This is a genomic window from Pseudoxanthomonas sp. PXM02 (assembly GCF_014851805.1).
Taxonomy (GTDB): Bacteria; Pseudomonadota; Gammaproteobacteria; order Xanthomonadales; family Xanthomonadaceae; genus Pseudoxanthomonas_A.
Genome location: NZ_JACVAK010000001.1, coordinates 906,906 through 927,644, shown reverse-complemented (window position 1 = coordinate 927,644; position 20,739 = coordinate 906,906). Strand labels below are relative to the sequence as shown.

The window sequence follows — 20,739 nt, the reverse complement described above, 5'->3', positions numbered from 1 at the left end:
GCTCAGCGCCTCGCCTTGGCCAGCACCCAGGCGGGGATCGGCTTGAGATCACGGACCAGGCCGACCAGCGCGAGCAGGCGCAGCCCGTACCAGGTGAGGTCGATTTCCCACCAGCGGAAACCCTGGCGCGCCGTGCCGGGGAAAAAGTGGTGGTTGTTGTGCCATCCCTCGCCGAAGGTCAGCAGCGCCAGCCACAGGTTGTTGCGGCTGTCGTCGCGGGTATCGAAGCGGCGCGTGCCGAAGCGATGCGCCAGCGAGTTGATGGTGACCGTGGCATGGAACAGCACCACGGTGGAGATGAAGAAGCCCCACACCAGCAGCTGCGGGCCGCTGGTGCCCAGCGAGGGCGCGACGCGTTCCAGCACCTCGCCAAGCAGATAGAGACCGGCGGCGAGCACGACCGGAACCACGGTGTCGTAGCGGTCGAGCCAGCGCAGTTCCGGATAGCCGGCCAGGTCGGGGATGCGCGACCAGTCGGTGCGGAAGCCTTCGCGGGTGAGGAACCAGCCGGCATGGCTCCACCAGAAGCCCTGCTGGCCGGGCGAATGCGGATCCGCCGCCGTGTCCGCATGCCGGTGGTGGTTGCGGTGATGCGCCGCCCACCACAACGGACCGCGCTGCACGCTGGCGGCGCCGATCAGCGCGAACACGAACTGCACGGTGCGCGAGGTGCGGAACGTGCGGTGCGAGAAATAGCGGTGATAGAAGGCGGTGATGGCGAACATGCGCACCGCGTACAGCGCCGCTGCCACGATCACCGCGACCGGCGACACGCCGACCCACAGCACCGCCACGCAGGCCAGGTGCATGCTGATGAAGGGCACTGCGCGCAGCCAGTCGATGCGGTGTGCCGGCGTCGTCGCGTCCTCTTCACGCGCAGCGGTATCGAACCAGCGACGCAGCGTGGCCAGCGCGCGGGCGCCCAGCGGGAGGGAGGGGGAAGCAACTGCCGGCATCGCGTGGGTCTCCGCTGCGTTCAGGAGACATACGCAGTCGCGGAGGGATTGGATGCAGCGATATCGCTCAAGACGTGCACTGCTTCACCAGCGGTGTCGCCAGCGCCTCCCGCAACGCACGCGCATCCGCGGACACCGCCGGTTGCGGGAAGGCGATGCGCACGTCCTGGTGCTTTCCCTTCATGTCGCGGATCGTCGCGATGCCTGCGAACTCCAGCAATCGCTGGTCCGCGCTGGCGTACGTCAGTTGCATCGTCGGTGCGACGAAGCCGTACCAGCGGTCCAGCCGCATGGTCAGGCGCTGTGCGGGAACGCCGTTCCAGCGGACCGAGGGTCCCGGCTCCAACTTGACCGGCATGAACGCCATGCGGCTCGGCAGCAGGAACGGCTGCGTCACCGCGCTGCCGCCTCGCAGCCTGTCCCAGTGCAGGCGCACACTGGCGTCGAAGCCGGCATCGATCACGCCATCGGCCGGAACCGCGAGCGGACGTTCCTTCTGCGGTGCCTTCGTGCCCTCGCGCACGTAGACCACGCGTCCCTGCGGTCCGCTGCGCACGCCTTCGCGGTAGCCGTCGCGTGCATCCTCGAAATCGAAGTCCGGTGCCTGCGCACGCGGGCGTTCGACCACCGTCTTGCGTGCGAACGCGCGGCCGTCCGGGCAGCGGTACAGCACCAGGCGACGCGCGTCGCCGTCCTGCCGGTAGCGCCAGTGGGACTCGCGGTACAGCAGCGTGTCGCCCTTGCGCGTGTAGGCGCGGGCTTCCTGCTGCTGGATCTCCGTGGTCGCCGCGGCGGCGTGGCTCACGGCGACGAGGATCACCGCACAGGCCAGCGCGGACGGGAAGGGACGTGCAGGCATGCGACCGGTCTCCGGGGGCTTGGTCGTGCATACGGCGTGGCTTCGTTGGCGGATGCAGGCAGGGGCGTGATGCGCCCTGCATCCAAATCGCCCGATAGCCCGTAGAGCCTGCCGTCACGAGCCGCAACGGGAGCGGGCATTACCATGCCGTCCGATTTCATCAGGAGACTGCCGCCCCCCGGGGCGGCCCGGACGGTGTCCACGCCCACGCCTTCCCCGCGCGACGCCCACGACTGGACCGGCGACATGGTCGCGGTGGCCCGGCTGCGCGACCGTGCCAGCTTCATGCGCCTGTACGACCACTTCATGCCGCGGCTCTGCCTTTACCTGCGCGGTCTCGGCAGTCCCGACAGCGTGTCGGAAGAACTTGCGCAGGAAGCCCTGCTGCGTCTGTGGCAGCGCGCCTCGCTCTACGACCCGCAGCAGGGGGCGGTGTCGACGTGGCTGTTCCGCATCGGCCGCAACCTCCATATCGACCGCGTGCGACGCGAACCGGGCTGGGTGCAGGTGCTGGAGGACGCGCTGCCCGCCAGCGACGAGGAGATGGCGCGCCCCTTCAGTTCGGCCGAGGACTACGCGGAGCATGCCCATCTCCAGCGCCGCATCGAGGAACTCCCGGCTGTGCAGGCCCGGCTGATGCGCATGTCGTACTTCGAGGCCAAGAGCCACCAGGACATTGCGGACGAACTGCAGATGCCGCTGGGCACCGTGAAATCGCACCTGCGGCGCGCATTCCTGCGCCTGCAGGGTCTGGTACGAGGTCAGTCGTGAATCCGCATCATCATCTCGATCCTTCCACCGTGGTCAGCTACGCCGCCGGCGCGCTCGCGGTGGAAGTGGCGACCGTGGCCGCCACCCATCTGGAAACCTGCGCGCACTGCCGTGCCCGCGTGGAGGAAGCCGAGCGTATCGGCGGCCAGTTGATCGAACACCAGCAGCCGACCATGGTCGCGGCGGATCGCTTCGCGGACCTGCGTGAGGCGATGTTGCAATGTCTGGACGATCCGTCGCCCGCACCCGCGGCACCGACGCCGCGTGGCGCGCCGTACGAGGACGATGACCGCCTGCCCATGCCGCTGCATCCGTACTTCGGCAGTTCCTACCGCGCGCTCAAGTGGCGCTGGATGGCGCCCGGCGTGCACTGCATCCGCGCGCCCAACACGAAGACCGGCACACTGTTGCTGCTGAAGATCGGCCCCGGCCGCAGCATGCCGGTGCACGGCCACGGCGGCACCGAGCTGACGCAGATCCTGCGCGGTGCCTACCACGATGCGCTCGGCCAGTTCGCGCCAGGTGATGTGGCCGACCTCGACAGCGATGTCGAACACCAGCCGGTGACGGTGCCGGGCGCGGCCTGCATCTGCGTGTCCGCGCTGGACGCACCGCTGCGCTTCCCGGGTTGGCTGGCACGCCGGCTGCAGCCGTTGTTCAAGCTGTAGGCGCCCAGCCCTGGTGACGGCTCCGTCGGCATCCCGGTTACCGTAGGTCGGAAGACCGGTGAGGCGTCGGCGCTCCGGAGGCGATGTTGGCGCTACGCTGGCGGCATCGATTCCCTCCATCGGGTACGCAGCATGGCCAAGCCGCGGATTTTCCTGGGATCGTCGGGCAAGCAGGCGAAGCTGCTGCAGGCGCTGACGCGCGGTCTGGAAGACGTCGCCGACGTGGAGCCCTGGACCACCACGTTCAATCCCGGCACCACCACGCTGGGGCGGCTGCTGGAACTGACGCGGCAGGTGGACTTCGCCGCGTTCGTGTTCGCCCAGGACGACTGGACCACGCGCACGCCGGCGGTCGACGAGTCGTTGCCCGGGCAGGCATCGCCGCGCGACAACGTCGTGTTCGAAGCCGGCCTGTTCGGTGGCGTGCTGGGCATGCGGCGCACCTTCATCCTGCATGCCAGTGGCGCCAAGCTGCCCACCGACCTGCTGGGCCTGACCTGCGTGCGTTACGAGGGCGCAGGCACGGCCGCCGAAACCAAGGCGATCTGCCAGAAGTTGCGCCATGCCATCCAGAGCGAAGGTCTGTCTTCGCGCATCGAGGGTGCGTGGTGGCAGTTCTCGCTGACCCAGCGCACCGAAAAGGAACCCTCGGCGCTGGGGCTGGTGCGCCTGGTGCGCAACCGCGCCGGTGCGCTGGAAATGAAAGGCAGCGGCTGGCATGCGGACGGCACGCTGTCGTCGCGCTACTGGAGCGAGGCGATGCGCGAAAAGGAAGACGGTTCTGCGGTCTTCTACTACTGGAAGGGTGAGCGTCCCCTGCACCCGGATTCACCGCAGCTGGAGGGCACGGGCGAGGTCAGGCTGGAGTCGTCGGAGCGCGCCACCGGCTATTTCACGACCCGGGGCGACGACGTCAACGCGCGCACGGCGGGCGTCTACCTGCGCGCGGAGCCGGAGGAGATCGCGATCCTGGATGGGCGCGACGATCGCCAGCGAGCGGCGCTGATCGCGGACCGGCTGGCGCACTGGAAGTCGATCCTCGCCGTCTAGTGTGGGTGATGGCAGCCATGCAGATCGTCTTCACGGACACGGGCGGCGCAATCCTGTCCTCGACGTCGGCGTTCCCGTTCAGACACTGCGGATGGCGTGTGTTGCGTCCACGTTTCGTCTCATCGTGCGAGAGGGCGCTGGCTAGAATGACGACATGCAACTGAAAGACAAGCTCTCGATCCTCGCCGATGCGGCCAAGTACGACGCGTCGTGCGCGTCCAGCGGCGCCGGCAAGCGCCATTCGCTGGGCAAGGGCGGGATCGGCAGCACCGAGGGCATGGGCATCTGCCACTCGTACACGCCGGACGGACGCTGCGTGTCGCTGCTGAAGATCCTGCTGACCAACTTCTGCATCTATGACTGCGCGTACTGCGTCAACCGCGTATCGAGCAACGTGCCGCGCGCACGGTTCGCCACGGCGGAAGTGGTGCGACTGACACTGGAGTTCTACAAGCGCAACTACATCGAGGGGCTGTTCCTCTCCAGCGGCATCATCCGCAACGGCGACTACACCATGGAGCAGATGGTCGAAGTCGCACGCAGCCTGCGCGAGGACCACCGCTTCGCCGGCTACATCCACCTCAAGACCATTCCGGAAGCATCACCGGAACTGCTCGCCGCCGCCGGTCGTTACGCGGACCGCCTGAGCATCAATGTCGAATTGCCGACCGAAGCCGGCCTGAAGCAGCTGGCGCCGCAGAAGGAGGCGCAGGGCATCCGCGATGCGATGGGCGAACTGCACTGGCGCATCCAGGCGGCCAAGCCCGACAAGAAGGAAGCGCAACCGAAGCGGAAACGACCGCCGAAGTTCGCGCCGGCGGGGCAGAGCACGCAGATGATCGTTGGCGCTGACGCGGCTGACGACCGCGCCATCCTGACCAGCAGCGATGCGCTCTACCGGCAGTTCCGCATGCGGCGCGTGTACTACTCCGCCTTCAGCCCGATTCCGGATGCATCCACGCAGCTGCCGCTGCGTGCGCCGCCGCTTCAGCGCGAGCACCGTCTGTACCAGGCCGACTGGCTGCTGCGCTTCTACGGGTTCGACGTGAAGGAGATCGTCGAAGACGTGGGCACGCAAGGCGGCATGCTCGACCTGGACATCGATCCGAAACTGGCCTGGGCGTTGCGCCATCCGGACCGGTTCCCGGTTGATCTGAACACGGCGCCGCGCGAGATGCTGCTGCGCGTGCCGGGACTGGGTGCGCGCAACGTGCAGCGCATCGTCGACTCGCGCCGCCAGGGCCGGCTGCGCGTGGCGGACCTGGCGCGGCTGCGTGCGCCGCTGCAGAAAGTGCTGCCGTTCGTCGTGCTGCTGGACCACCATCCGCGGCAGCGCCTCGACGATCCGGTGCGGCTGCGCAGCGAACTGGCGCCGGCGCCGCGCCAGGCCGATCTGTTCGGCTGAGGCGTGGGGATGTTCCGCGCCACCGTGATGCCTGCGTGGGATCTGGATGCGTGGCGCTCGCAGGCGCGACATGCCTGGGAAGCGGAATTGCCGCCGGAAGCCGTGGAATGGCAGGCCGACGCGCAGGGCGAGCTGCTCGCGGCGGCGGCGGTGCTGGACCAGCCCGGGCGTCGCACGGGCCTGTCGGTGCCCGCGGAGTTCATGTCGTTCGCCGCGTCCGTGCTGTGTCATCGCGATGCCGGTCGCCACGCCTTGCTCTATCGATTGCTGTGGCGGATCGGCAACGGCGAGCGTGCGCTGCTGGATCGCGCTACCGATGTCGATGTGCACCGGGCGACGCGCTGGTCGCAGGCCGTTCGCCGCGACACGCACAAGATGAAGGCGTTCGTGCGCTTCCGCCAGGTCGATGGCGAGGACAACGCCTATATCGCCTGGTTCGAACCCGACCACTACATCGTCGACCGCGTGGCGCCATTCTTCACGCGCCGCTTCGCCGGCATGCGCTGGGCGATCCTGACGCCGTATCGCAGCGTGCAATGGGACGGGGCGGACCTGTGGGCGGGTGAGGGTGCGCAACGTGCCGATGCCCCGGCCGACGATGCCGAGGACGCGCTGTGGCGGACGTACTACGCCAACATCTTCAATCCGGCGCGGCTCAACACGCGGATGATGCGGCAGGAAATGCCGCAGAAGTATTGGAAGCACCTGCCCGAGGCGCACCTGCTGCCGGATCTGATCCGCGAGGCCGGCCGCCGCGTGCGCGAGATGGACGAGCGGGAAGCGCAGGCACCGCGTCGTCGCATTCCCGAACGCAAACCGCCTTCGCGTTGACGAAGGCGGTGGTAACTGCCCGGATCAGGCGCCGGCCGGCAGCGGGGCGTCGGGGTGCACCAGATTCGCGCTGCGCAGGTCGCGCCAGAAGCCGGCGGGGACGGTTTCCTTCAGCGCCGCGCTGTCCTCTGCGATGCGCTCCGGCTTGCTGGCACCGGGAATGACCGCGGCGACGGCAGGATTGGCCAGCGCGAACTGCAGGCCTGCCGCCTTGACGCTGATGCCATGGCGGTCGGCGAGCGCCTTGATCCGCGCCACCTTGTCGAGGATCTGCGGTGTGGCGGGCGCGTACTCGAAGTTCGGACCGCCCACCAACGCACCTGAGCTGTAGGGACCGCCGACCACGATGCCGAGGCCACGTTCGGCCACCTTCGGCATCACGCGCTGCAGTGCACGTGCATGGTCGAGCAGGGTGTAGCGGCCTGCCAGCAGGAAGCCGTCGGGACGCGGCCCTTCGAGGTCGAGCAGCAGCTCGATGGGCTCGACCCGGTTCACGCCCAGGCCCCACGCCTGGATCACGCCCTCGTCGCGAAGACGGTCCAGTGCCCGGAAGGCGCCGGTGCGCGCCTGTTCGAACATCGACAGCCACTCATCGCCGTAGAAGTCCTGCGCGATGTCGTGCACCCAGGTGATCTCGATACGGTCGGTCTTCAGCCGCTTCAGGCTGTCGTCGATCGAGCGCAGCGTGGCGTCGTAGGTGTAGTCGTTGACGATCTTGTTGGGACGTCCGTACTTGAAAACGTCGCCTTTCTCGCCGAGGTCGCGGGCACTGATGTCCTCGACCTCATCCAGGATCAGCCGACCGACCTTGGTGCTGATGACGTACTGATCGCGCGGCTTGTCGGCCAGCGCGTCGCCCATGCGGATTTCCGCGAGGCCAGCGCCGTAGAAGGGTGCGTTGTCGAAGTAGCGGATGCCGTCGTTCCAGGCGGCATCGACGGTGGCGCGCGCTTCGGCCTCCGGAATGTCGCGGAACATGTTGCCGAGCGGGGCGGTGCCGAAGCCGAGTTTGCCGGGAAGCAGATCGTGGAGGGACATGGTGGACTCCTGGGGGATCGGGATGCGGTGAGGGGGAGAGGTGATGCGCGGCGGTCAGGCGGCGTCGGCCTGCGGCGCGGTGAACTGCGTATAGCCTTCCGCGCCGCCGCCGAAGTAACCGGCCGTCGGCGCGTCGAACAGCGGCGCGTTGTCGCGCAGGCGTTCGACCAGATCGGGATTGCCGATAAACGGCTTGCCGAACGCGATCATGTCGGCGTGGCCGCTGGCGGTGGCGTCGAGCGCGCGCTGGCGGTCGTAGCCGTTGTTGGCGATGTAGGCCCCGCCGAACGCGTCGCACAGTGCCTTCACATCGAAATCGTCGGCGCCGTTGCCGGCATGCAGTTGGCCTTCGACCACGTGCAGATAGGCCAGCCCCATCTCGCCGAGGCGGCGGGCGATGTAGAGGTGCGTTTCCAGGGTGTGGCTGTCCAGCGGGGTGTTGCCGACGGCCGTGGACAGCGGCGACAGGCGCAGGCCGACGCGATCCGCGCCCCAGATCCCGGCGACGGCCTCGGTGACCTCGAGCAGCAGGCGTGCGCGGTTCTCCAAGGAGCCGCCGTAGCGGTCGTCGCGATGGTTGGTGCTGTCGCGCAGGAACTGTTCCAGCAGGTAGCCGTTGGCGGCGTGCACTTCCACGCCATCGAAGCCGGCGTCCTTCGCGCGCTGCGCCGCCTGGCGGTAGTCCTCGATGATGCCGGCGATCTCGTCGGTGGTGAGCGCGCGCGGCATCGAAGGCGGCACATGACCGGCTTCGGTGAAGACGCTGCCGCCGGCCTGGATCGCGGAGGGCGCGACCGGGGCGACGCCGTCTTCCTGCAGGCTGGTGTGCGACATGCGACCGACGTGCCAGAGCTGCACGACGATGCGGCCGCCCCGGGCGTGGACCGCCTCGGTGACCGGCTTCCACGCGTCAACGTGGGCATCGGTGTACAGGCCTGGCGTGTAGGCGTAGCCGCGGCCCTGGCGGGAGATGTTGGTGGCTTCGGTGATGATCAGCCCGGCGGAGGCGCGCTGGCCGTAGTAGTCGACGGCCAGCGGCGTCTGCACGCCGTCCATGCCGGCGCGCGAGCGGGTGAGCGGCGCCATCGCGATGCGGTTACGGACCTCGATGGCACCCAGGCGGGTGGGGGAGAACAGGGCGGCGTTGGACATGGCGGACTCCGGGAGGGCGGTGCGGGGAGGAGAGGCGCCTTCGCTTGCCGATCCGGCGCCTCGCCGGGATGGACACAGCCTGCGCGCCGCCAAGGCATTCGGCCAATTTATTTGTTGAATTCCAGATATATGGAATTCAATATGACTGCATGCGCTACGACCTCAACCTGCTGCCCGTGTTCCTGGCGCTGATGGACGAGCGCAACGTCACCCGTGCCGCCGAACGGCTGGGCATCACCCAGCCGGCGCTGTCGAACGCACTGGTGCGGCTGCGCGAGATGCTGCAGGACCCGTTGTTCATCCGTGAGCGCTACGGCATGCAGCCGACACAGAAGGCCGTCGAGCTGGCGCCCGGCATCGCGGCGGCGCTGGCGCAGCTGGATGCGGCCGTGCTGGGCCAGCGCCAGTTCGATCCCGCGAAGGAAGAACGGCTCTTCACCCTGGCGCCGAACAGCTATTTCGAGTTCGTGCTGGTACCCGCCATCGCGGCGCGGCTGCGCGAGCGCGCACCGGGCATCCGCCTGCGCCTGGTCCCGTTCGGCACCGATCTGGCCGAGACAGGGGCGATGTCAGGCGAAACCGCGATGGTGCTGGGGCGGTTCGTCGAGCCCCCGGACAATCTGGTGGTGCAGCACCTGGGCGACGATGGCATCGCCTGCGTGGTGCGGGCCGATCATCCGGTGGTCAACAAGCGCCTGTCGAAGGCGCAGTACGAGCAGTTGCGCCACGTCAACGTGGTGCCGCCGGGCAAGCTGCGCGCCGGGCTGTTCCAGGCGCTGGAGAAGCAGGGCCTGCGGCGCGAGGTCGCCGTGTCGGTGACGCACTTCCTGTCGATTCCAGAACTGGTGGCGGCCACCGACTACTGCGCCACGCTGCCGAAGCTGATCTGTGCGCGGCTGGCGCGCGATCCGCGATTGAAGGTATTGCCGGCCCCGGTCGACCTGGGGACGTTCCCGCTGGAGATGGCCTGGCATGTGCGCTATCGCCACGATCCCGCGCACCAGTGGTTGCGCGCGCTGGTCGCGGAAGTGGCGAAGGACGTCGCGACCGGGGCGACGCGCGGGTGATCGGGATGCCGGTGCCCCTGCGGGACACCGGCATCCGGTTACGACACGATCAGAACTTCCAGCCCACGCGGGCGTAGTAGAAACCGCCGTTGAAACCGTACGGCGAGTGCACCGGATAGGCCGCGCCGGCGACCGCCGCGCCCCAAGGGTTGTCGTCCGGGGTTTCGTCGAACAGATTCTGCGCACCGACGTTGACGTACAGGCCGGAAGCGAACTTCCAGCCCACCTCGGCATCCACGATCACCTTGCTGTCTTCGTAGATCGGCAGGCCGCCGTCTTCCACGGTGATCGCACCGCTGTCCAGGTGGTCTTCGTACCACGAGCCGTAGTAGCCGAGTCGCAGGTTGGCGTGGAAGACCTCGCGCTGGTGGTTGATGCTGAAGTAGCCCTTGGTCTTCGGCAGCGACTCCTCGATCTTGTAGACGCGGGCCTCGTTGATGAAGTCGGGGTCGTAGCGATCCACCTCGGTCTTGTTCCAGTTCATCGCGAGCGAGTAGGTCGTGGTGCCGCCGAAGTGGTCGGTCTCCCAACTGGTCACCAGGTCGACACCGGTGGTGGTGGTGTCGAACGCATTGCCGAAGTAGGTGACCGAGCTGAGCGACGCGGCTTCCGGATTGCCCGAGTCGACCAGCGCATCACGCTCTTCCGGCGTCAGCGCGAAGCTGGTGCTCAGCGCGATGCGGTCCTCGACTTCGATGCGGTAACCGTCCAGGGTGACCAGCCAGTCGCCGCTGCTCCACACCATGCCCAGCGACACGTTCTTCGACTCTTCCGGCGTCAGGGCGCGCGCGCCCTTGAGGATGGCGATGGGATTGGTCGGCGGTAGCGTGGCGATGTCTTCCAGCACGCTGCCGTTGAACGCCGTGCTGATCTGGCTGATGTTCGCCTGGCCCGGAGTGGGTGCACGGAAGCCGGTGTTGTACGCACCGCGCAGGGCGAACGTGTCGGTCACGTCGTAGCGCGCGGTCAGCTTGCCGTTGGTGGTGCTGCCGAAGTCATCGAAGTCCTCGCGACGGATCGCAGCCGCCAGCAGCAACTGCTCGGTGAACTGGGCTTCCAGGTCCAGGTACACCGCCCAGTTCCTGCGGTCCCACTCGCCGGCGGTACGCGGGTTGAAGCCATTGAAGCCGTTCGAGCCGAGTGCGAAGCCCTGCTCGGTCAGCGGGCCGATGCCGGTCGAGGCGGCGTCGCCGGCCTTCACTTCGAAGCTCTCCTCACGCCATTCGGCACCCGCCGACAGCCGCAGGGGCTGGACGGTGAAGCCGGTCTCGATGTCGGTGCCGACATCGAAGTTCACGCCCTTCTCGGTTTGCGTGTTGCCACCGGGATTGAAGCGCAGGCCCTGCGGTTGCGCCGCGCCGAGCGAGGCGTTGACGGTGTTGTAGATGACGAAGTCGATGTCGTTGCGGCCGTACGTCGCGCTGACATCCCAGTGCCACGCATTGCCCCAGGTGCCCTTGACGCCACCGACCACCGACATGTCTTCCAGGCTTCCGCCGAAGCGCGGCGTGAAGCCGCCGGGCAGCGTCGAGAGGAAGGTGAAGCAGTTCGACGGCAGCGCCGCGACCGCCGCACTCACCGTGCTGTACGGGATCAGGTTGCCGGCGCCGTCGCGCAGGGCGATGGTGGGGCAGCCGCCGGCACCGGTGGTGTCACCGATCAGCAGCGTCTCGCCGCCGTCGTTGGAATACACACCGGAACGTGCGGTCGGATCGCGGAAATAGAAGCCGCCATCGACTTCGCGCTGCGCGTAGTTGCCGAAAAGATAGACGTCGACGCTCTCACCGGTGATGCCGAGGTTGGCGACGAACTTCAGGTCGTCGTCCACTTTCGGCGAACCCCAGATCTGCGCCGGCACCGGCACGCCGGGATAACCGGCGGCGATCGCGGCCGCGGCATCGTTGCGCTGCACGCTGCGCGAGGTGTCGTCGGCCTGGCGCCATTCGGCGGTGAACGTGGCGTAGCCGTTCGACGTCAACGGCAGGCCGATCTGTGCGGAGTACTGCGTGGTGAAGCCGTCGCCTTCGTAGTACTGGCCGGCGAAGGCTTCGAACGCGCCGCCTTCACTGATCTTCTTCAGGCCGAAGTTGACCACGCCGGCGATGGCGTCCGAGCCGTACTGCGCCGCTGCACCGTCGCGCAGCACTTCCACCTGTTCCAGCGCCAGCGACGGGAACACCGACAGGTCGGGACCTTGCGAGCCGTCCGACAGGCCGTGGCCCAGGAACGTGATCACTGCGGAGCGATGGAAGCGCTTGCCGTTGACCAGGACCAGCGTGTTGTCCGGCGGCAGGCCGCGCAGGTTGGCCGGTCGGATGAGGCTGGCGGCGTCATCGATCGGAATGGTGCTGACGTTGAACGAAGGCACCAGCACGCGCAGCTGGTCGAGCGCGTCGGTGGCGCCCTGGTTGCGGAACTCCTCGGCATTGATGATGTCGATCGGCACCGCGGACGATGCGACCGAGCGCGGTTGTCCGCGGCTGCCCAGCACCGACACCGTATCGAGCGTCGTGGCTTCCTCACTGGATTGCGTGGCGGCCGGCGCGGCGGCCGGCTCTGCCGTCTGGGCGACGGCGGTGCTGCTGCCGGCCAGCGCGGCGGCGATCAAGGCCCATCTCACTGCGGACGCCAACGGCGCCCTCGAAACACCTGCGTACGGCTTCTCTCTCTTGCCCATGCGATGCGCCCCTAAATAGTGCGTTGGAAGTGGTGAGTCCCTCTCGTGTGCGGGAAGCAATGAATGAAGCGCTGTCCCAAGCACATCGGTAACCGGCGTAACGCTGTTCTGCAACAGCGTCGCGTTACCGCAACCACCTTAGGGGGCGGTGAAGCGCGTGAAGTGAGGCGGCCATCACATGGCGAAGCGGAACGACAAAAAGGTAATCGGCGTTATGTCCCGAATGCCGCTGTTTCCATACGGTTTCTGCGTTACGCACTGACGTGGTGCGCATTGCATCAGCAACGTGCATGCGTAACGAAACGCATGAATACACGTGTATGCAAGCGTGTGCAGCCGTCGCGTGAAAACGCCTGGCGTGAAGCCGGCGTGAGTGTCGCCATGCACTATCGAGCGCACGACATTCCATGCCGGGGCGACACATCGCGCCCCGGCATGGCACGGCATCAGGCGCGCAGTTCGACCACCGGGATGAAGCCGCCGTAGATCATGCGCTGGCCGTCGAACGGCATCGGAGTGTCGCCCTGGCTGGCGGGATCCATGCGCGGGTCCGCCATGACGTTCTTGTTGCCCGCATCGCGCGCCGCCTTGTCCGGCCATTCGATCCACGAGAAGGCGACGTTCTCGTCGTCCTTGGCCTGCACCGCGCGGAAGAAGTCGGTCTGCTTGCCGTGTGGCACGTCGTCGCCCCAGGCCTCGATGATGCGGGCGGCGCCGTACTCCATGAAGATGGCGTCGTAGGTGCCGGCGAAGTCGGTGAACGCGTCCTTGCCGTTCGCCGGCGCCGGAAGGACGAAGCCGTCCACGTACGACGACGGCACGCGATCGGGCCCCAGCGACACCGTGGGCACGAAGCCCCCGAAGATCAGCCGCTTGCCGTCGAACGGCATCGGATTGTTCTCCGGCTGCACGCGCGGGTCTTCCATCATCCTCTTCATGCCGGCGTCGCGCGTGGCCTTGTCCGGCCATTCGATCCACGAGAACACCACGCTTTCGTCCGGCTTGGCCTGCACGGTCCTGCGGAAGTCGGTGACCTTGCCGTCGGGCACGTCGTCTTCCCAGCACTCGACCACGCGGGTGGCGCCCTGTTCGATGAACACGGGATCGCCCATGTTCGCGTGGTCGATGAACTTCTGCTTGTTGGCGGTGGGCACGGCGGCCACGAAACCATCGATGTACGGCATGGAAACCTCCGGGGGATGCGGCGCCGGGATGGCGCCTTCCTGACTGCGACGAACGGGCCGGGATGATTTCGACATCCGACCCTCGGGCCTCGGACCCAATCTGCCCCCGCCGCGGGAACAACGGTGTGATGACCGCCGGTCGCGCCGTTGCGGGGCCGTCAGCGCTGCAGGCAGTTCCGGTAGCGCTCGTCCACGCGCGTCGCAAACCAGGCGGTGGTCAGGTCGCGGGTGATCTTCGGGCTTTCCAGCTTGATGCCGGGGATCACCGCGCGCGGCAACGGCTTGCCGGCGCGCGCTTCGGCCAGGGCGTACACGCGTGCGTACAGATCGGTGTCGCCAAAGTCGAGCCGGTTGCCGCGTTCCAGCGCATCGCGGAGGGCGCGGTCGTCCATGCGCAGTGCGGTCGACAGTTGGCGCACCGCGCGCTCGGTCTGCCCGGGCTTGTCCAGCGGAGCGCCGGGATTCAGGAGGTCGCCGTCCAGCGTCAGCGGAGTGCCGGTCGCAATGCCGACCGCGCTCTGGAACGCCGCATTGCGACTGGCGTACCAGCCGGCGTTGTAGTCGGCGAAGCGATGCACCTTGCGCGTATACGGCGTCTCGTAACCCAGCAGATGGGCGATGCCGAAGTACATGCCGCCGCGGCGGGTGAACACTTCGTCGCGGATGCTGCCGTCGACGGGGTAGGGATAGCCCGCGACCTTCGATTCGGCGAACGGAATGCCCACCTGCATCGGCCCGCCGGTCTGCACCGGGTTGTAGTCGGCGAACAGGCGCTTGCCCAGCGGTACGCTGCCGATCATGTCTTCGTAGATATCGCTGAGGTCGCGCTCGGTGCGGACCGAACGCAGGCGCTCGGCGTAGGTGCGTCCGTCCGGCGAGCGCACCGCCAGCGCCGCATCGACCACGAATTTCGGTACATGCATCGACGCGGCGCGGCGGTCGATCTCGCCGCGCGCGATCTTCGGCAGGTTGGCGACAGCGGGATTGGCGACATAACCGGACTCCTGCTCGGTCACGGCGAGTACGGCGCAGATGTTCTCGCTGTTGGGTTCTATCCGCTGCGCGGCGAACGCGGTCTCGATGTCGGCCGCCCAGCGCTCGCGGTCGACGACCTTGGCGGGCATGCGCCGCACGATCTCGCTGCGGGTGTCGGCCGGAGGACGCGTGGGCGCAGGCGGGGCGGTCACGCAGCCGGCCAGCAACAGGACCGAGACAATGGATGCGGCACGAAAGAGCCGGAGAACGGGCGAGGTCGTCATGCGCGCAGCATACGGAGCGCCACCGCCGGATGCACCACGGGCCCGCGCGTGGATAATCGCGTTTCCCCCGACGCGCACGCCCATGACCACTGCCCTCGACAACCCGTTCTGGTCCGCCCTGGATTCCATCCACGGCGACATCGCCCTGCGCGCCGGCGAGGTGGCGCGCTACCCGGCCGCCTATGCCCCATTCCTGGGGATCGCGTCCGCGGACCTTTCGGTTGAACACGCATTCGACACGCTGGTGGCCCCGGGCGAGTCGGTGTACCTGATCGGGATCGCGCCGTCGCGACACGAAGGCTGGAGCCTGCAGGCCTTCCGCCCGCTCGCGCAGATGGTGTGCGACGCGCCGCTCGCGGTGGCCGAAGGTCCGGACATCGTGCCGCTCGGCGAGGCGCAGCGCGGGGACGTCCTCGCCCTGACCGCGCTGGTCTATCCGCACTACTTCCGCGAACGCACGATGGAACTGGGCCGCTACTTCGGCATCTACGAGGACGGCCGACTTGCGGCAATGATCGGCGAGCGACTGGGCAGTGCTGACAGTCGCGAGATGAGCGCCATCTGCACGCATCCGGACTTCAACGGCCGCGGCTACGCACGACACCTGACGACGTGGCTGACCAACGAGACGCTGGCGCGTGGTGTGCAACCGTTCCTGCACGTCAGCCACGAGAATCCACGCGCGAAGACGCTGTACGAGCAGCTCGGCTACCGTGTGCGTCGCGATGTCGGGTTCTGGTCGCTGACGCGCACGGAGGGCTGATCCGTACCTGTCGGCGCGGTGCAGTTTCGTGAGGCGGATTTGACGCACGCGCAGGCCGGCGCGGCTAAGGTCGCCGCTGGTATTGATGGAGTGTGCGCATGATCGAGATCCTGGCCAGTCCGCCGCATGTGGCGGCCTATCGTTTCACCGACGAGCTGACCGGCGCGGACTACGACGCGTGCATCGCCGACCTCGAATCCCGGCTCCTGCAGTTCCCCCGGATCGCGGTGGTCAGCGACATCAGTGACCTGCATGGCCTGTCGTTGGACGTGGTCGGCAAGGACCTGCGCTACGCGTTGTCCAAGCGCGGCGAGTACGACCGCTTCGCGCGTGCCGCCGTGGTGACGGACAAGCGCTGGCTGGTGGCGGTCACCGGGATGGCGGACAGGATCATGCCGCACACGGCCATGCGGACGTTCGCGCCGGAAGAGCGCTCGATCGCGCTGGACTGGGCCGCGGAACTGGATCCGGCCGGGGAGGACTGACGGCTTCCCGGTCAGGGAAGCAGCGCGCCGCTGAGCACGGCGAGCGTCATGCCCAGGCCCATGAAGGCCAGGCGATGCAGCAGCGAAAACGGGGCGGGCGCGCGGTGCATGGTGCTATCCAAACCTGAGTGGCGCGAACGCGCCGTGAAGCCCCTGTGTCCGCTTTAACGCCGCGGCCGGAAAGCACCGGCCATGCCCGTTACACGGGAATCGCGCAACCGTCCGTCGCGCAGCCTGTAGCCGCCTGCGGGGGAATCTGCGTCTCTTCCGACACTGCGATGGCCTGCGCTTCATGCACCAGGGTGGCGATCTGCGCGCCCAGCACCAGGTCGCTGACCTGGCCGAAGTGCTGGTGACGGAGGCGGCCCTGTGCGTCGATCAGGATGAGCGTCGGTGTGCCGCGCATCGCGTAGGCCTCCATCGTCCGTGGAATCGGGCCGTGCGTGCCAGGCGGGTCCACGCCGACGGGGAAGGCGATGCGGTACTCGTGCAGGAACGCTTCCAGCGCGATCGGCGTCATCGCGGCGTGGTGTTCGAAGACCGTGTGCAGGCCGACAACGGCGACCTGGTCGTGCGGAAAGGTCGCGTGGATGCGCGTCGCCTGCGGCAGGCCGTGCGACACGCAACCGGGGCAGAGCATCTGGAAGGCTTCCAGCACGACCACCTTGCCGCGCAGGGATTCCAGGGTGATGGCGTGGGGTGTGTTGAACCAGCGGTCCACCTGCCAGGGTGGCGCCGGGCGATCAATGGCGTTCATGGGGGAAGGTCTCTGAGGGTCGCGGCCGGCCCGTGTGGACCGGCGCGACAGGGGGAGTGGCTTACTTGTTCGGCTTGCCGGGCAGGCTGAGGTTGCCGGACGCGACCTTGAACACATCCACCACGCACAGCAGCGGTGCGTGCACGCTGGCGTTGACGCGCAGGCCGGCGGTGACGCCGTCGAAGCTGCCGGCGGTGACCACGCCGATGTCGTCGAACGGCACCTTCACTTCCACCGTTTCGGCGTTGAGCGTGGGGCTCCAGCCCGGACTGTCGAGCAGGATCGGGAAGCCCGGCCAGGTCTTCGGCAGGCGCGGCTTGCTGCCTTCGGGGATGTCGACCACACCCAGCGCGCCGGGGCCGCAGGCTTCGTTCGGTTGCAGCACGACCCAGTGGCTGTGCCAGAGGTCGCCGTCGTTGTCGAGCTTGCCATCGCCGTTCTCGTCGTACAGCGGCGTGTCGTCGAAGTCGGGGTGCGCGGTGACCGCCATCGCCAGGATGCCGGCGCCTTTCTCGAAGCCGACTTCATAGGGATCGATGGTGGTCGGCCAAACGTAGGAGAACACGTCGCTGCCGGCCAGCTTTCCGGTCGCCGCAGGCGTGGTCTTGCCGGCCTTGCCGGAGACCGCCATGTGGAAGGTGGCGATGTTCTTCTCGGTGGTGATCTTGGTATGCACGATGTCGAAATCGGCGATGACGGCCTTGCTCGCCGCCGATGCGATGCCACCGGTGTGGGCCTTGCCGTCGTGGGCGTGCACGCCGCCGATGGCCAGCGCGAGCGCGGCGGCCAACGCGAAACGTCGGGTAGTGTTCTGGCGCATAATCGAATTCCTCTTGCTTGCTCTCGTAGGGTGGGTGGGAGGTACCGGGCGGCGTCCGATGGCAGTCGGGCGCCGTCCTTCTTGTTTCCGCCTAGGGCGGAGTCGGTTGGCGGAAGCGGATGACGCTTCCCTGGCGTCGTGCGTCGTCGGCGGATTGCTGCTCCGCGCAGTCCACGCGCAGTTCGGCATCGCCAAAGGCCTTGTCGAGGAAGGCGCAGACATGCGGCGCCTCGCGCTTGCCCGAGGCGAACGGGCGGAAGAACTCGCAACCCAGGCAGGTCCGCAGGCCGGTGGCCAGCCCTTGTTCCTGCGCCTCGTTGACCAGCAACTGGGTCACGCGCAGCAGCGCGCCGAGATCGGCATCACCCAGCGCTTCGACCAGCGAGCCCATGCCCTGGTCGGGGCGCTGCAACTGCGTAGCCATGCGCGAGCCGGACGAGGTCAGGCGGACGCGTGCGGCGCGGGCATCGTCAGGATCGGGCGTGCGGCGGATCCATTGCTTGCCTTCCAGCGCCTTCAGCGAGTCGCTGAGACTGGCGGCGGAGATGCCGAGGCGCTCGGCGATCTGCCGCGCGCGCATCCCGTCCTGCACGCCTTGAAGCATGCGCAGCACCGCCGCTTGTGTCGGCGGCAACGACGGCGTGCCGTCCTGGCGCCACGACTGTGCACGTACCAGCGACGCGAGCTGCTCCAGTCCGCGCGTGGCCTGTCTGCGTTGGAAGGGGGTATCGATCATGGATAGTAAGTTAGGAGTCCTAACTATATAAGTCAATGGCCGTCCGTCGGCGCAGGCCAGTGCCATGCCCATGTCACCACCGCATCATCGGCAGGGGCGAGAGCGGATGTCGCGCCAGGCGTTGCAGCGTGAGCTGCAGCAGGCGGCGATGGAAACCCGCATCGGGGAACATCCTTCTCACTTCGCGAACGACCTTTCGGTCCAGGCCGAAGCGCAACACGCCGTTGCTGACGTCGATCCAGTCCGCCCGCCGGAACATCTCCACGCTCGCATGCGTGTCGGCCGGCATGTGCCGGATCCTGTGGTGATGGTCGATCATCGCGTCCACGTCCTGCTGCCAAGCCACCCTGCCGATGGCGCGCAGGTGTTCGCTTGCCAGCGCACGCGAAGGCGGCAGGTAGTCGAAGGTGTGCGCCGTCCAGATGCCGAGGTCATGAAACGCCGCGGCAATGCTCAGCTTCTCCAGCATCTCCGCGTTGCCGGGCAGCAGGTGCCAGTAGAAATTCGCCACCCGGTAGGCGTGATGCCGATAACCGGTGGCATCGCGGCCAAGCCGGGATGCGTGCGTCTCCAGCAGGGCATCGAGGGTCGGCAGCGTGGTCAGCATCGCGACCGGCGCCCTGTCGGATCATGTCGCCGGATGCGGCAGCTGGGTGCGACCGCGGCGCAATGCGCGCACCTGCAACAGCATTCCGACCAGGAACACGAGCAAAGTCGCGCCCACCAGTTTCTGCAGCAGCGGATCCTGCGGGCCGGAGACCAGCGGTGATCCGATCGGAACACGGGTCAGCGTCTCGGTGAACCCCGGGATGAAGTGGAAGAACACCGTCAGCGTGAACGCCAGCGAGGCCGCGACATGCCGCCACGAACCGAGCACCGCGTTGCGGCCCAGCAGCAGCGCGACGGCAAGCACGATCAAGGTCAGCACGGTCAGTCCATGCGCTTCGCTCAGCTTGCCGGTCCGCATCAGGAAGAAGCTGGTGATGCAGGTGGCGACGGTGAACCAGGTGTAGGTCTTGCCCAGCGGGGTCGCGTAGCGGATGTCGTGGTAGCGCAGCAGTGCATACAGGCCACCGAACAACGAGACGAGGCTGATGGCGGTGTGGAACCAGCCGAAGGGCGTGATGTTGAGCATGGGATGTTCCTCAGGGGGCAGGCGGCGGCGGATCGGGAAGATCGAACTGCATAAGGTTCCAGCGGGTGACGTCTTCTTCCCACTCGTCCCCGGCGGCAGGCGTGAGCGGCAGGGCGAGATTGGCGACGATCATCCTGCGGCCCTGTACGGCGGAAGCCGCGGGGAAGAGCAATCCGCGAGGTTCGCCATCCGCGGACACGCCCATGAAATCGCCGGCGCGATGGCGCACGCGACCGTGTTCGTCGAGCGCGACGAGCGTGTCGATCTGGTTCGCCGATACCCACAGCAGTCCCTGGTGGAACAGCAGGCCATCGGCGCCGTAGACGCCATCGGCCAGGATTTCGATGACGCCCTCCGGCATGCGTCGCCGCAGCACGCGGCCGTCACCGGCGTTGTTGATGTAGAGGATCGATTCGTCCGCGTTGAACGCCAGCCCATTCGCACCGAACGGCAGCGCGCCGGTGGTGGCCAGCAGCGGATCGCGCGCGACGACCTCGACGCGGCAGGGCACGCAGGTCGTGGCGTCCGCGATGCGGTAGATCGCGCCCTGGAAGGAGTCGGACACGTAGAGCGTGCCCGCACGGTCGAACACCAGGCCGTTGATTGCAGGGAAGCCGGCCGAGCCGAAGGCGATGCTGTCGTGGCTGCCGTCCGGATTGTCGACGCGGCGCGCGGGTGGGGCAGGGGGCGTGAGTGCGGCGAAGCTCGCCAGGTCTTCGATGGGCGACGTGGCGGTGAAGGCAGCATCGATCCGTTGCAGCTTCGACGCACCGAAGTTCAGTACGTACAGTTTTCCCCGGAAGAAGCCGATGCCGGTCAACGGCGTCGCGCCGAAACTACGTTGGGCGAGCAGGCGGCCGTCGGCGGCGAATCGCAGCAGCTGGTTGTTGCGCGCCGTTGCCGGTTCTCGCGCGTCGAACGTGCCGACATAGATCTCGCCGCTGGCCGGATCGACCGTCAGGCTCTCCGGATGGCGCACGTCGGCAGGCAGGGTCGCGAACGCGGTTACAGGCAGCCGCTCCCTCTCTTCGGCCTGCACTGCGATGCAGGCGAACAGGCCTGCCAGGCACAGGGCGGGGAGGCGAAGACCGGGCATGCTGGACTCCAGCGGCGGGGCAGCCTGCAC

20 protein-coding genes and 2 pseudogenes are annotated in these 20,739 nt (G+C 67.7%); 8 read left to right on the top strand and 14 right to left on the bottom strand.

Annotated elements, in window-relative coordinates; all coding sequences use genetic code 11:
- Positions 1-2: 2 nt before the first annotated feature.
- Both IB225_RS04440 and IB225_RS04435 read right to left on the bottom strand, forming a co-directional pair.
- A complete protein-coding gene (locus tag IB225_RS04440; RefSeq protein ID WP_192310030.1) occupies positions 3-956 on the bottom strand; it encodes a fatty acid desaturase in 954 nt (317 codons plus the stop codon).
- A gap of 67 nt (positions 957-1,023) precedes the next feature.
- Complete coding sequence (locus IB225_RS04435) at positions 1,024-1,815, bottom strand: hypothetical protein (RefSeq protein WP_192310029.1); 792 nt, start codon at positions 1,813-1,815, stop codon at positions 1,024-1,026.
- 246 nt (positions 1,816-2,061) lie between these two features.
- On the opposite strand from IB225_RS04435, the gene IB225_RS04430 reads away from it, so the two are divergent.
- The 5 genes and pseudogenes from IB225_RS04430 to IB225_RS04410 form a co-directional block, all read left to right on the top strand.
- Positions 2,062-2,586 carry a sigma-70 family RNA polymerase sigma factor gene (locus IB225_RS04430; RefSeq protein WP_345776595.1) on the top strand — a complete coding sequence of 175 codons (525 nt, stop codon included), beginning with the start codon at positions 2,062-2,064 and terminating at the stop codon, positions 2,584-2,586.
- Positions 2,583-3,254: a ChrR family anti-sigma-E factor gene (locus IB225_RS04425; protein WP_192310027.1), complete on the top strand. Its 672-nt coding sequence runs from the start codon at positions 2,583-2,585 to the stop codon at positions 3,252-3,254. The genes IB225_RS04430 and IB225_RS04425 overlap by 4 nt, the downstream gene beginning before the upstream one ends.
- 132 nt (positions 3,255-3,386) lie before the next feature.
- Positions 3,387-4,304, top strand: a complete 918-nt coding sequence (locus IB225_RS04420; protein ID WP_192310026.1) for a TIR domain-containing protein — start codon at positions 3,387-3,389, stop codon at positions 4,302-4,304.
- 154 nt (positions 4,305-4,458) lie between these two features.
- Positions 4,459-5,709 (top strand): putative DNA modification/repair radical SAM protein, encoded by a 1,251-nt coding sequence (locus IB225_RS04415; RefSeq protein ID WP_192310025.1) that lies wholly within the window; start codon positions 4,459-4,461, stop codon positions 5,707-5,709.
- A gap of 9 nt (positions 5,710-5,718) precedes the next feature.
- A pseudogene (locus tag IB225_RS04410) lies at positions 5,719-6,516 on the top strand (TIGR03915 family putative DNA repair protein); the annotation flags it as partial.
- 48 nt (positions 6,517-6,564) lie between these two features.
- Here the strand turns inward: IB225_RS04410 and IB225_RS04405 are convergent.
- Both IB225_RS04405 and IB225_RS04400 read right to left on the bottom strand, forming a co-directional pair.
- Positions 6,565-7,578, bottom strand: coding sequence for an aldo/keto reductase (locus IB225_RS04405; RefSeq protein WP_192310023.1), 1,014 nt, complete (start codon positions 7,576-7,578; stop codon positions 6,565-6,567).
- 54 nt (positions 7,579-7,632) lie between these two features.
- Complete coding sequence (locus tag IB225_RS04400) at positions 7,633-8,730, bottom strand: alkene reductase (protein ID WP_192310022.1); 1,098 nt, start codon at positions 8,728-8,730, stop codon at positions 7,633-7,635.
- A 149-nt stretch (positions 8,731-8,879) separates the two neighbouring features.
- Here IB225_RS04400 and IB225_RS04395 point away from each other — a divergent pair, with 149 nt between their 5' ends.
- Positions 8,880-9,797: a LysR substrate-binding domain-containing protein gene (locus IB225_RS04395; RefSeq protein WP_192310021.1), complete on the top strand. Its 918-nt coding sequence runs from the start codon at positions 8,880-8,882 to the stop codon at positions 9,795-9,797.
- A gap of 49 nt (positions 9,798-9,846) precedes the next feature.
- On the opposite strand, the gene IB225_RS04390 is transcribed toward IB225_RS04395, so the two are convergent.
- From IB225_RS04390 to IB225_RS04380, 4 genes and pseudogenes are all read right to left on the bottom strand, one after another.
- Positions 9,847-12,417, bottom strand: coding sequence for a TonB-dependent receptor (locus IB225_RS04390; protein WP_345776569.1), 2,571 nt, complete (start codon positions 12,415-12,417; stop codon positions 9,847-9,849).
- 503 nt (positions 12,418-12,920) lie between these two features.
- Positions 12,921-13,295: a DUF1428 domain-containing protein gene (locus IB225_RS20330; protein ID WP_345776594.1), complete on the bottom strand. Its 375-nt coding sequence runs from the start codon at positions 13,293-13,295 to the stop codon at positions 12,921-12,923.
- 9 nt (positions 13,296-13,304) lie between these two features.
- Positions 13,305-13,658: pseudogene (locus IB225_RS20325) on the bottom strand (DUF1428 domain-containing protein); the annotation flags it as partial.
- 158 nt (positions 13,659-13,816) lie between these two features.
- Positions 13,817-14,917, bottom strand: coding sequence for a DUF1615 domain-containing protein (locus IB225_RS04380; protein WP_192310018.1), 1,101 nt, complete (start codon positions 14,915-14,917; stop codon positions 13,817-13,819).
- A gap of 82 nt (positions 14,918-14,999) precedes the next feature.
- Here IB225_RS04380 and IB225_RS04375 point away from each other — a divergent pair, with 82 nt between their 5' ends.
- The gene (locus IB225_RS04375; RefSeq protein ID WP_192310017.1) at positions 15,000-15,680 is read left to right on the top strand and encodes a GNAT family N-acetyltransferase; all 681 of its coding nucleotides are present in this window, start codon (positions 15,000-15,002) and stop codon (positions 15,678-15,680) included.
- A gap of 98 nt (positions 15,681-15,778) precedes the next feature.
- Positions 15,779-16,165, top strand: a complete 387-nt coding sequence (locus IB225_RS04370; RefSeq protein ID WP_192310016.1) for an STAS/SEC14 domain-containing protein — start codon at positions 15,779-15,781, stop codon at positions 16,163-16,165.
- 199 nt (positions 16,166-16,364) lie between these two features.
- On the opposite strand, the gene IB225_RS04365 is transcribed toward IB225_RS04370, so the two are convergent.
- From IB225_RS04365 to IB225_RS04340, 6 genes are all read right to left on the bottom strand, one after another.
- A complete protein-coding gene (locus IB225_RS04365) occupies positions 16,365-16,922 on the bottom strand; it encodes a redoxin domain-containing protein (protein WP_192310015.1) in 558 nt (185 codons plus the stop codon).
- Positions 16,923-16,983: 61 nt separating this feature from the next.
- Positions 16,984-17,742: a hypothetical protein gene (locus tag IB225_RS04360; protein WP_192310014.1), complete on the bottom strand. Its 759-nt coding sequence runs from the start codon at positions 17,740-17,742 to the stop codon at positions 16,984-16,986.
- 91 nt (positions 17,743-17,833) lie between these two features.
- On the bottom strand, positions 17,834-18,478 hold the full coding sequence (locus tag IB225_RS04355) for a MarR family transcriptional regulator (RefSeq protein ID WP_192310013.1): 645 nt from the start codon (positions 18,476-18,478) through the stop codon (positions 17,834-17,836).
- A gap of 73 nt (positions 18,479-18,551) precedes the next feature.
- Positions 18,552-19,085 (bottom strand): hypothetical protein, encoded by a 534-nt coding sequence (locus IB225_RS04350; RefSeq protein ID WP_192310012.1) that lies wholly within the window; start codon positions 19,083-19,085, stop codon positions 18,552-18,554.
- A gap of 21 nt (positions 19,086-19,106) precedes the next feature.
- Positions 19,107-19,613 (bottom strand): hypothetical protein, encoded by a 507-nt coding sequence (locus IB225_RS04345; RefSeq protein WP_192310011.1) that lies wholly within the window; start codon positions 19,611-19,613, stop codon positions 19,107-19,109.
- 10 nt (positions 19,614-19,623) lie between these two features.
- A complete protein-coding gene (locus tag IB225_RS04340) occupies positions 19,624-20,709 on the bottom strand; it encodes a hypothetical protein (protein ID WP_192310010.1) in 1,086 nt (361 codons plus the stop codon).
- Between the last annotated feature and the right edge of the window lie 30 nt (positions 20,710-20,739).

Excerpts from the sequence above, each read along its gene's own strand:
- IB225_RS04440 (WP_192310030.1), bottom strand. The coding sequence starts at position 956 with ATGCCGGCAGTTGCTTCCCCCTCCCTCCCGCTGGGCGCCCGCGCGCTG.
- IB225_RS04435 (WP_192310029.1), bottom strand. The coding sequence starts at position 1,815 with ATGCCTGCACGTCCCTTCCCGTCCGCGCTGGCCTGTGCGGTGATCCTC.
- IB225_RS04430 (WP_345776595.1), top strand. The coding sequence starts at position 2,062 with ATGGTCGCGGTGGCCCGGCTGCGCGACCGTGCCAGCTTCATGCGCCTG.
- IB225_RS04420 (WP_192310026.1), top strand. The coding sequence starts at position 3,387 with ATGGCCAAGCCGCGGATTTTCCTGGGATCGTCGGGCAAGCAGGCGAAG.
- IB225_RS04415 (WP_192310025.1), top strand. The coding sequence starts at position 4,459 with ATGCAACTGAAAGACAAGCTCTCGATCCTCGCCGATGCGGCCAAGTAC.
- IB225_RS04405 (WP_192310023.1), bottom strand. The coding sequence starts at position 7,578 with ATGTCCCTCCACGATCTGCTTCCCGGCAAACTCGGCTTCGGCACCGCC.
- IB225_RS04400 (WP_192310022.1), bottom strand. The coding sequence starts at position 8,730 with ATGTCCAACGCCGCCCTGTTCTCCCCCACCCGCCTGGGTGCCATCGAG.
- IB225_RS04395 (WP_192310021.1), top strand. The coding sequence starts at position 8,880 with ATGCGCTACGACCTCAACCTGCTGCCCGTGTTCCTGGCGCTGATGGAC.
- IB225_RS04380 (WP_192310018.1), bottom strand. The coding sequence starts at position 14,917 with ATGACGACCTCGCCCGTTCTCCGGCTCTTTCGTGCCGCATCCATTGTC.
- IB225_RS04375 (WP_192310017.1), top strand. The coding sequence starts at position 15,000 with ATGACCACTGCCCTCGACAACCCGTTCTGGTCCGCCCTGGATTCCATC.
- IB225_RS04370 (WP_192310016.1), top strand. The coding sequence starts at position 15,779 with ATGATCGAGATCCTGGCCAGTCCGCCGCATGTGGCGGCCTATCGTTTC.
- IB225_RS04365 (WP_192310015.1), bottom strand. The coding sequence starts at position 16,922 with ATGAACGCCATTGATCGCCCGGCGCCACCCTGGCAGGTGGACCGCTGG.
- IB225_RS04360 (WP_192310014.1), bottom strand. The coding sequence starts at position 17,742 with ATGCGCCAGAACACTACCCGACGTTTCGCGTTGGCCGCCGCGCTCGCG.
- IB225_RS04355 (WP_192310013.1), bottom strand. The coding sequence starts at position 18,478 with ATGATCGATACCCCCTTCCAACGCAGACAGGCCACGCGCGGACTGGAG.
- IB225_RS04350 (WP_192310012.1), bottom strand. The coding sequence starts at position 19,085 with ATGCTGACCACGCTGCCGACCCTCGATGCCCTGCTGGAGACGCACGCA.
- IB225_RS04345 (WP_192310011.1), bottom strand. The coding sequence starts at position 19,613 with ATGCTCAACATCACGCCCTTCGGCTGGTTCCACACCGCCATCAGCCTC.
- IB225_RS04340 (WP_192310010.1), bottom strand. The coding sequence starts at position 20,709 with ATGCCCGGTCTTCGCCTCCCCGCCCTGTGCCTGGCAGGCCTGTTCGCC.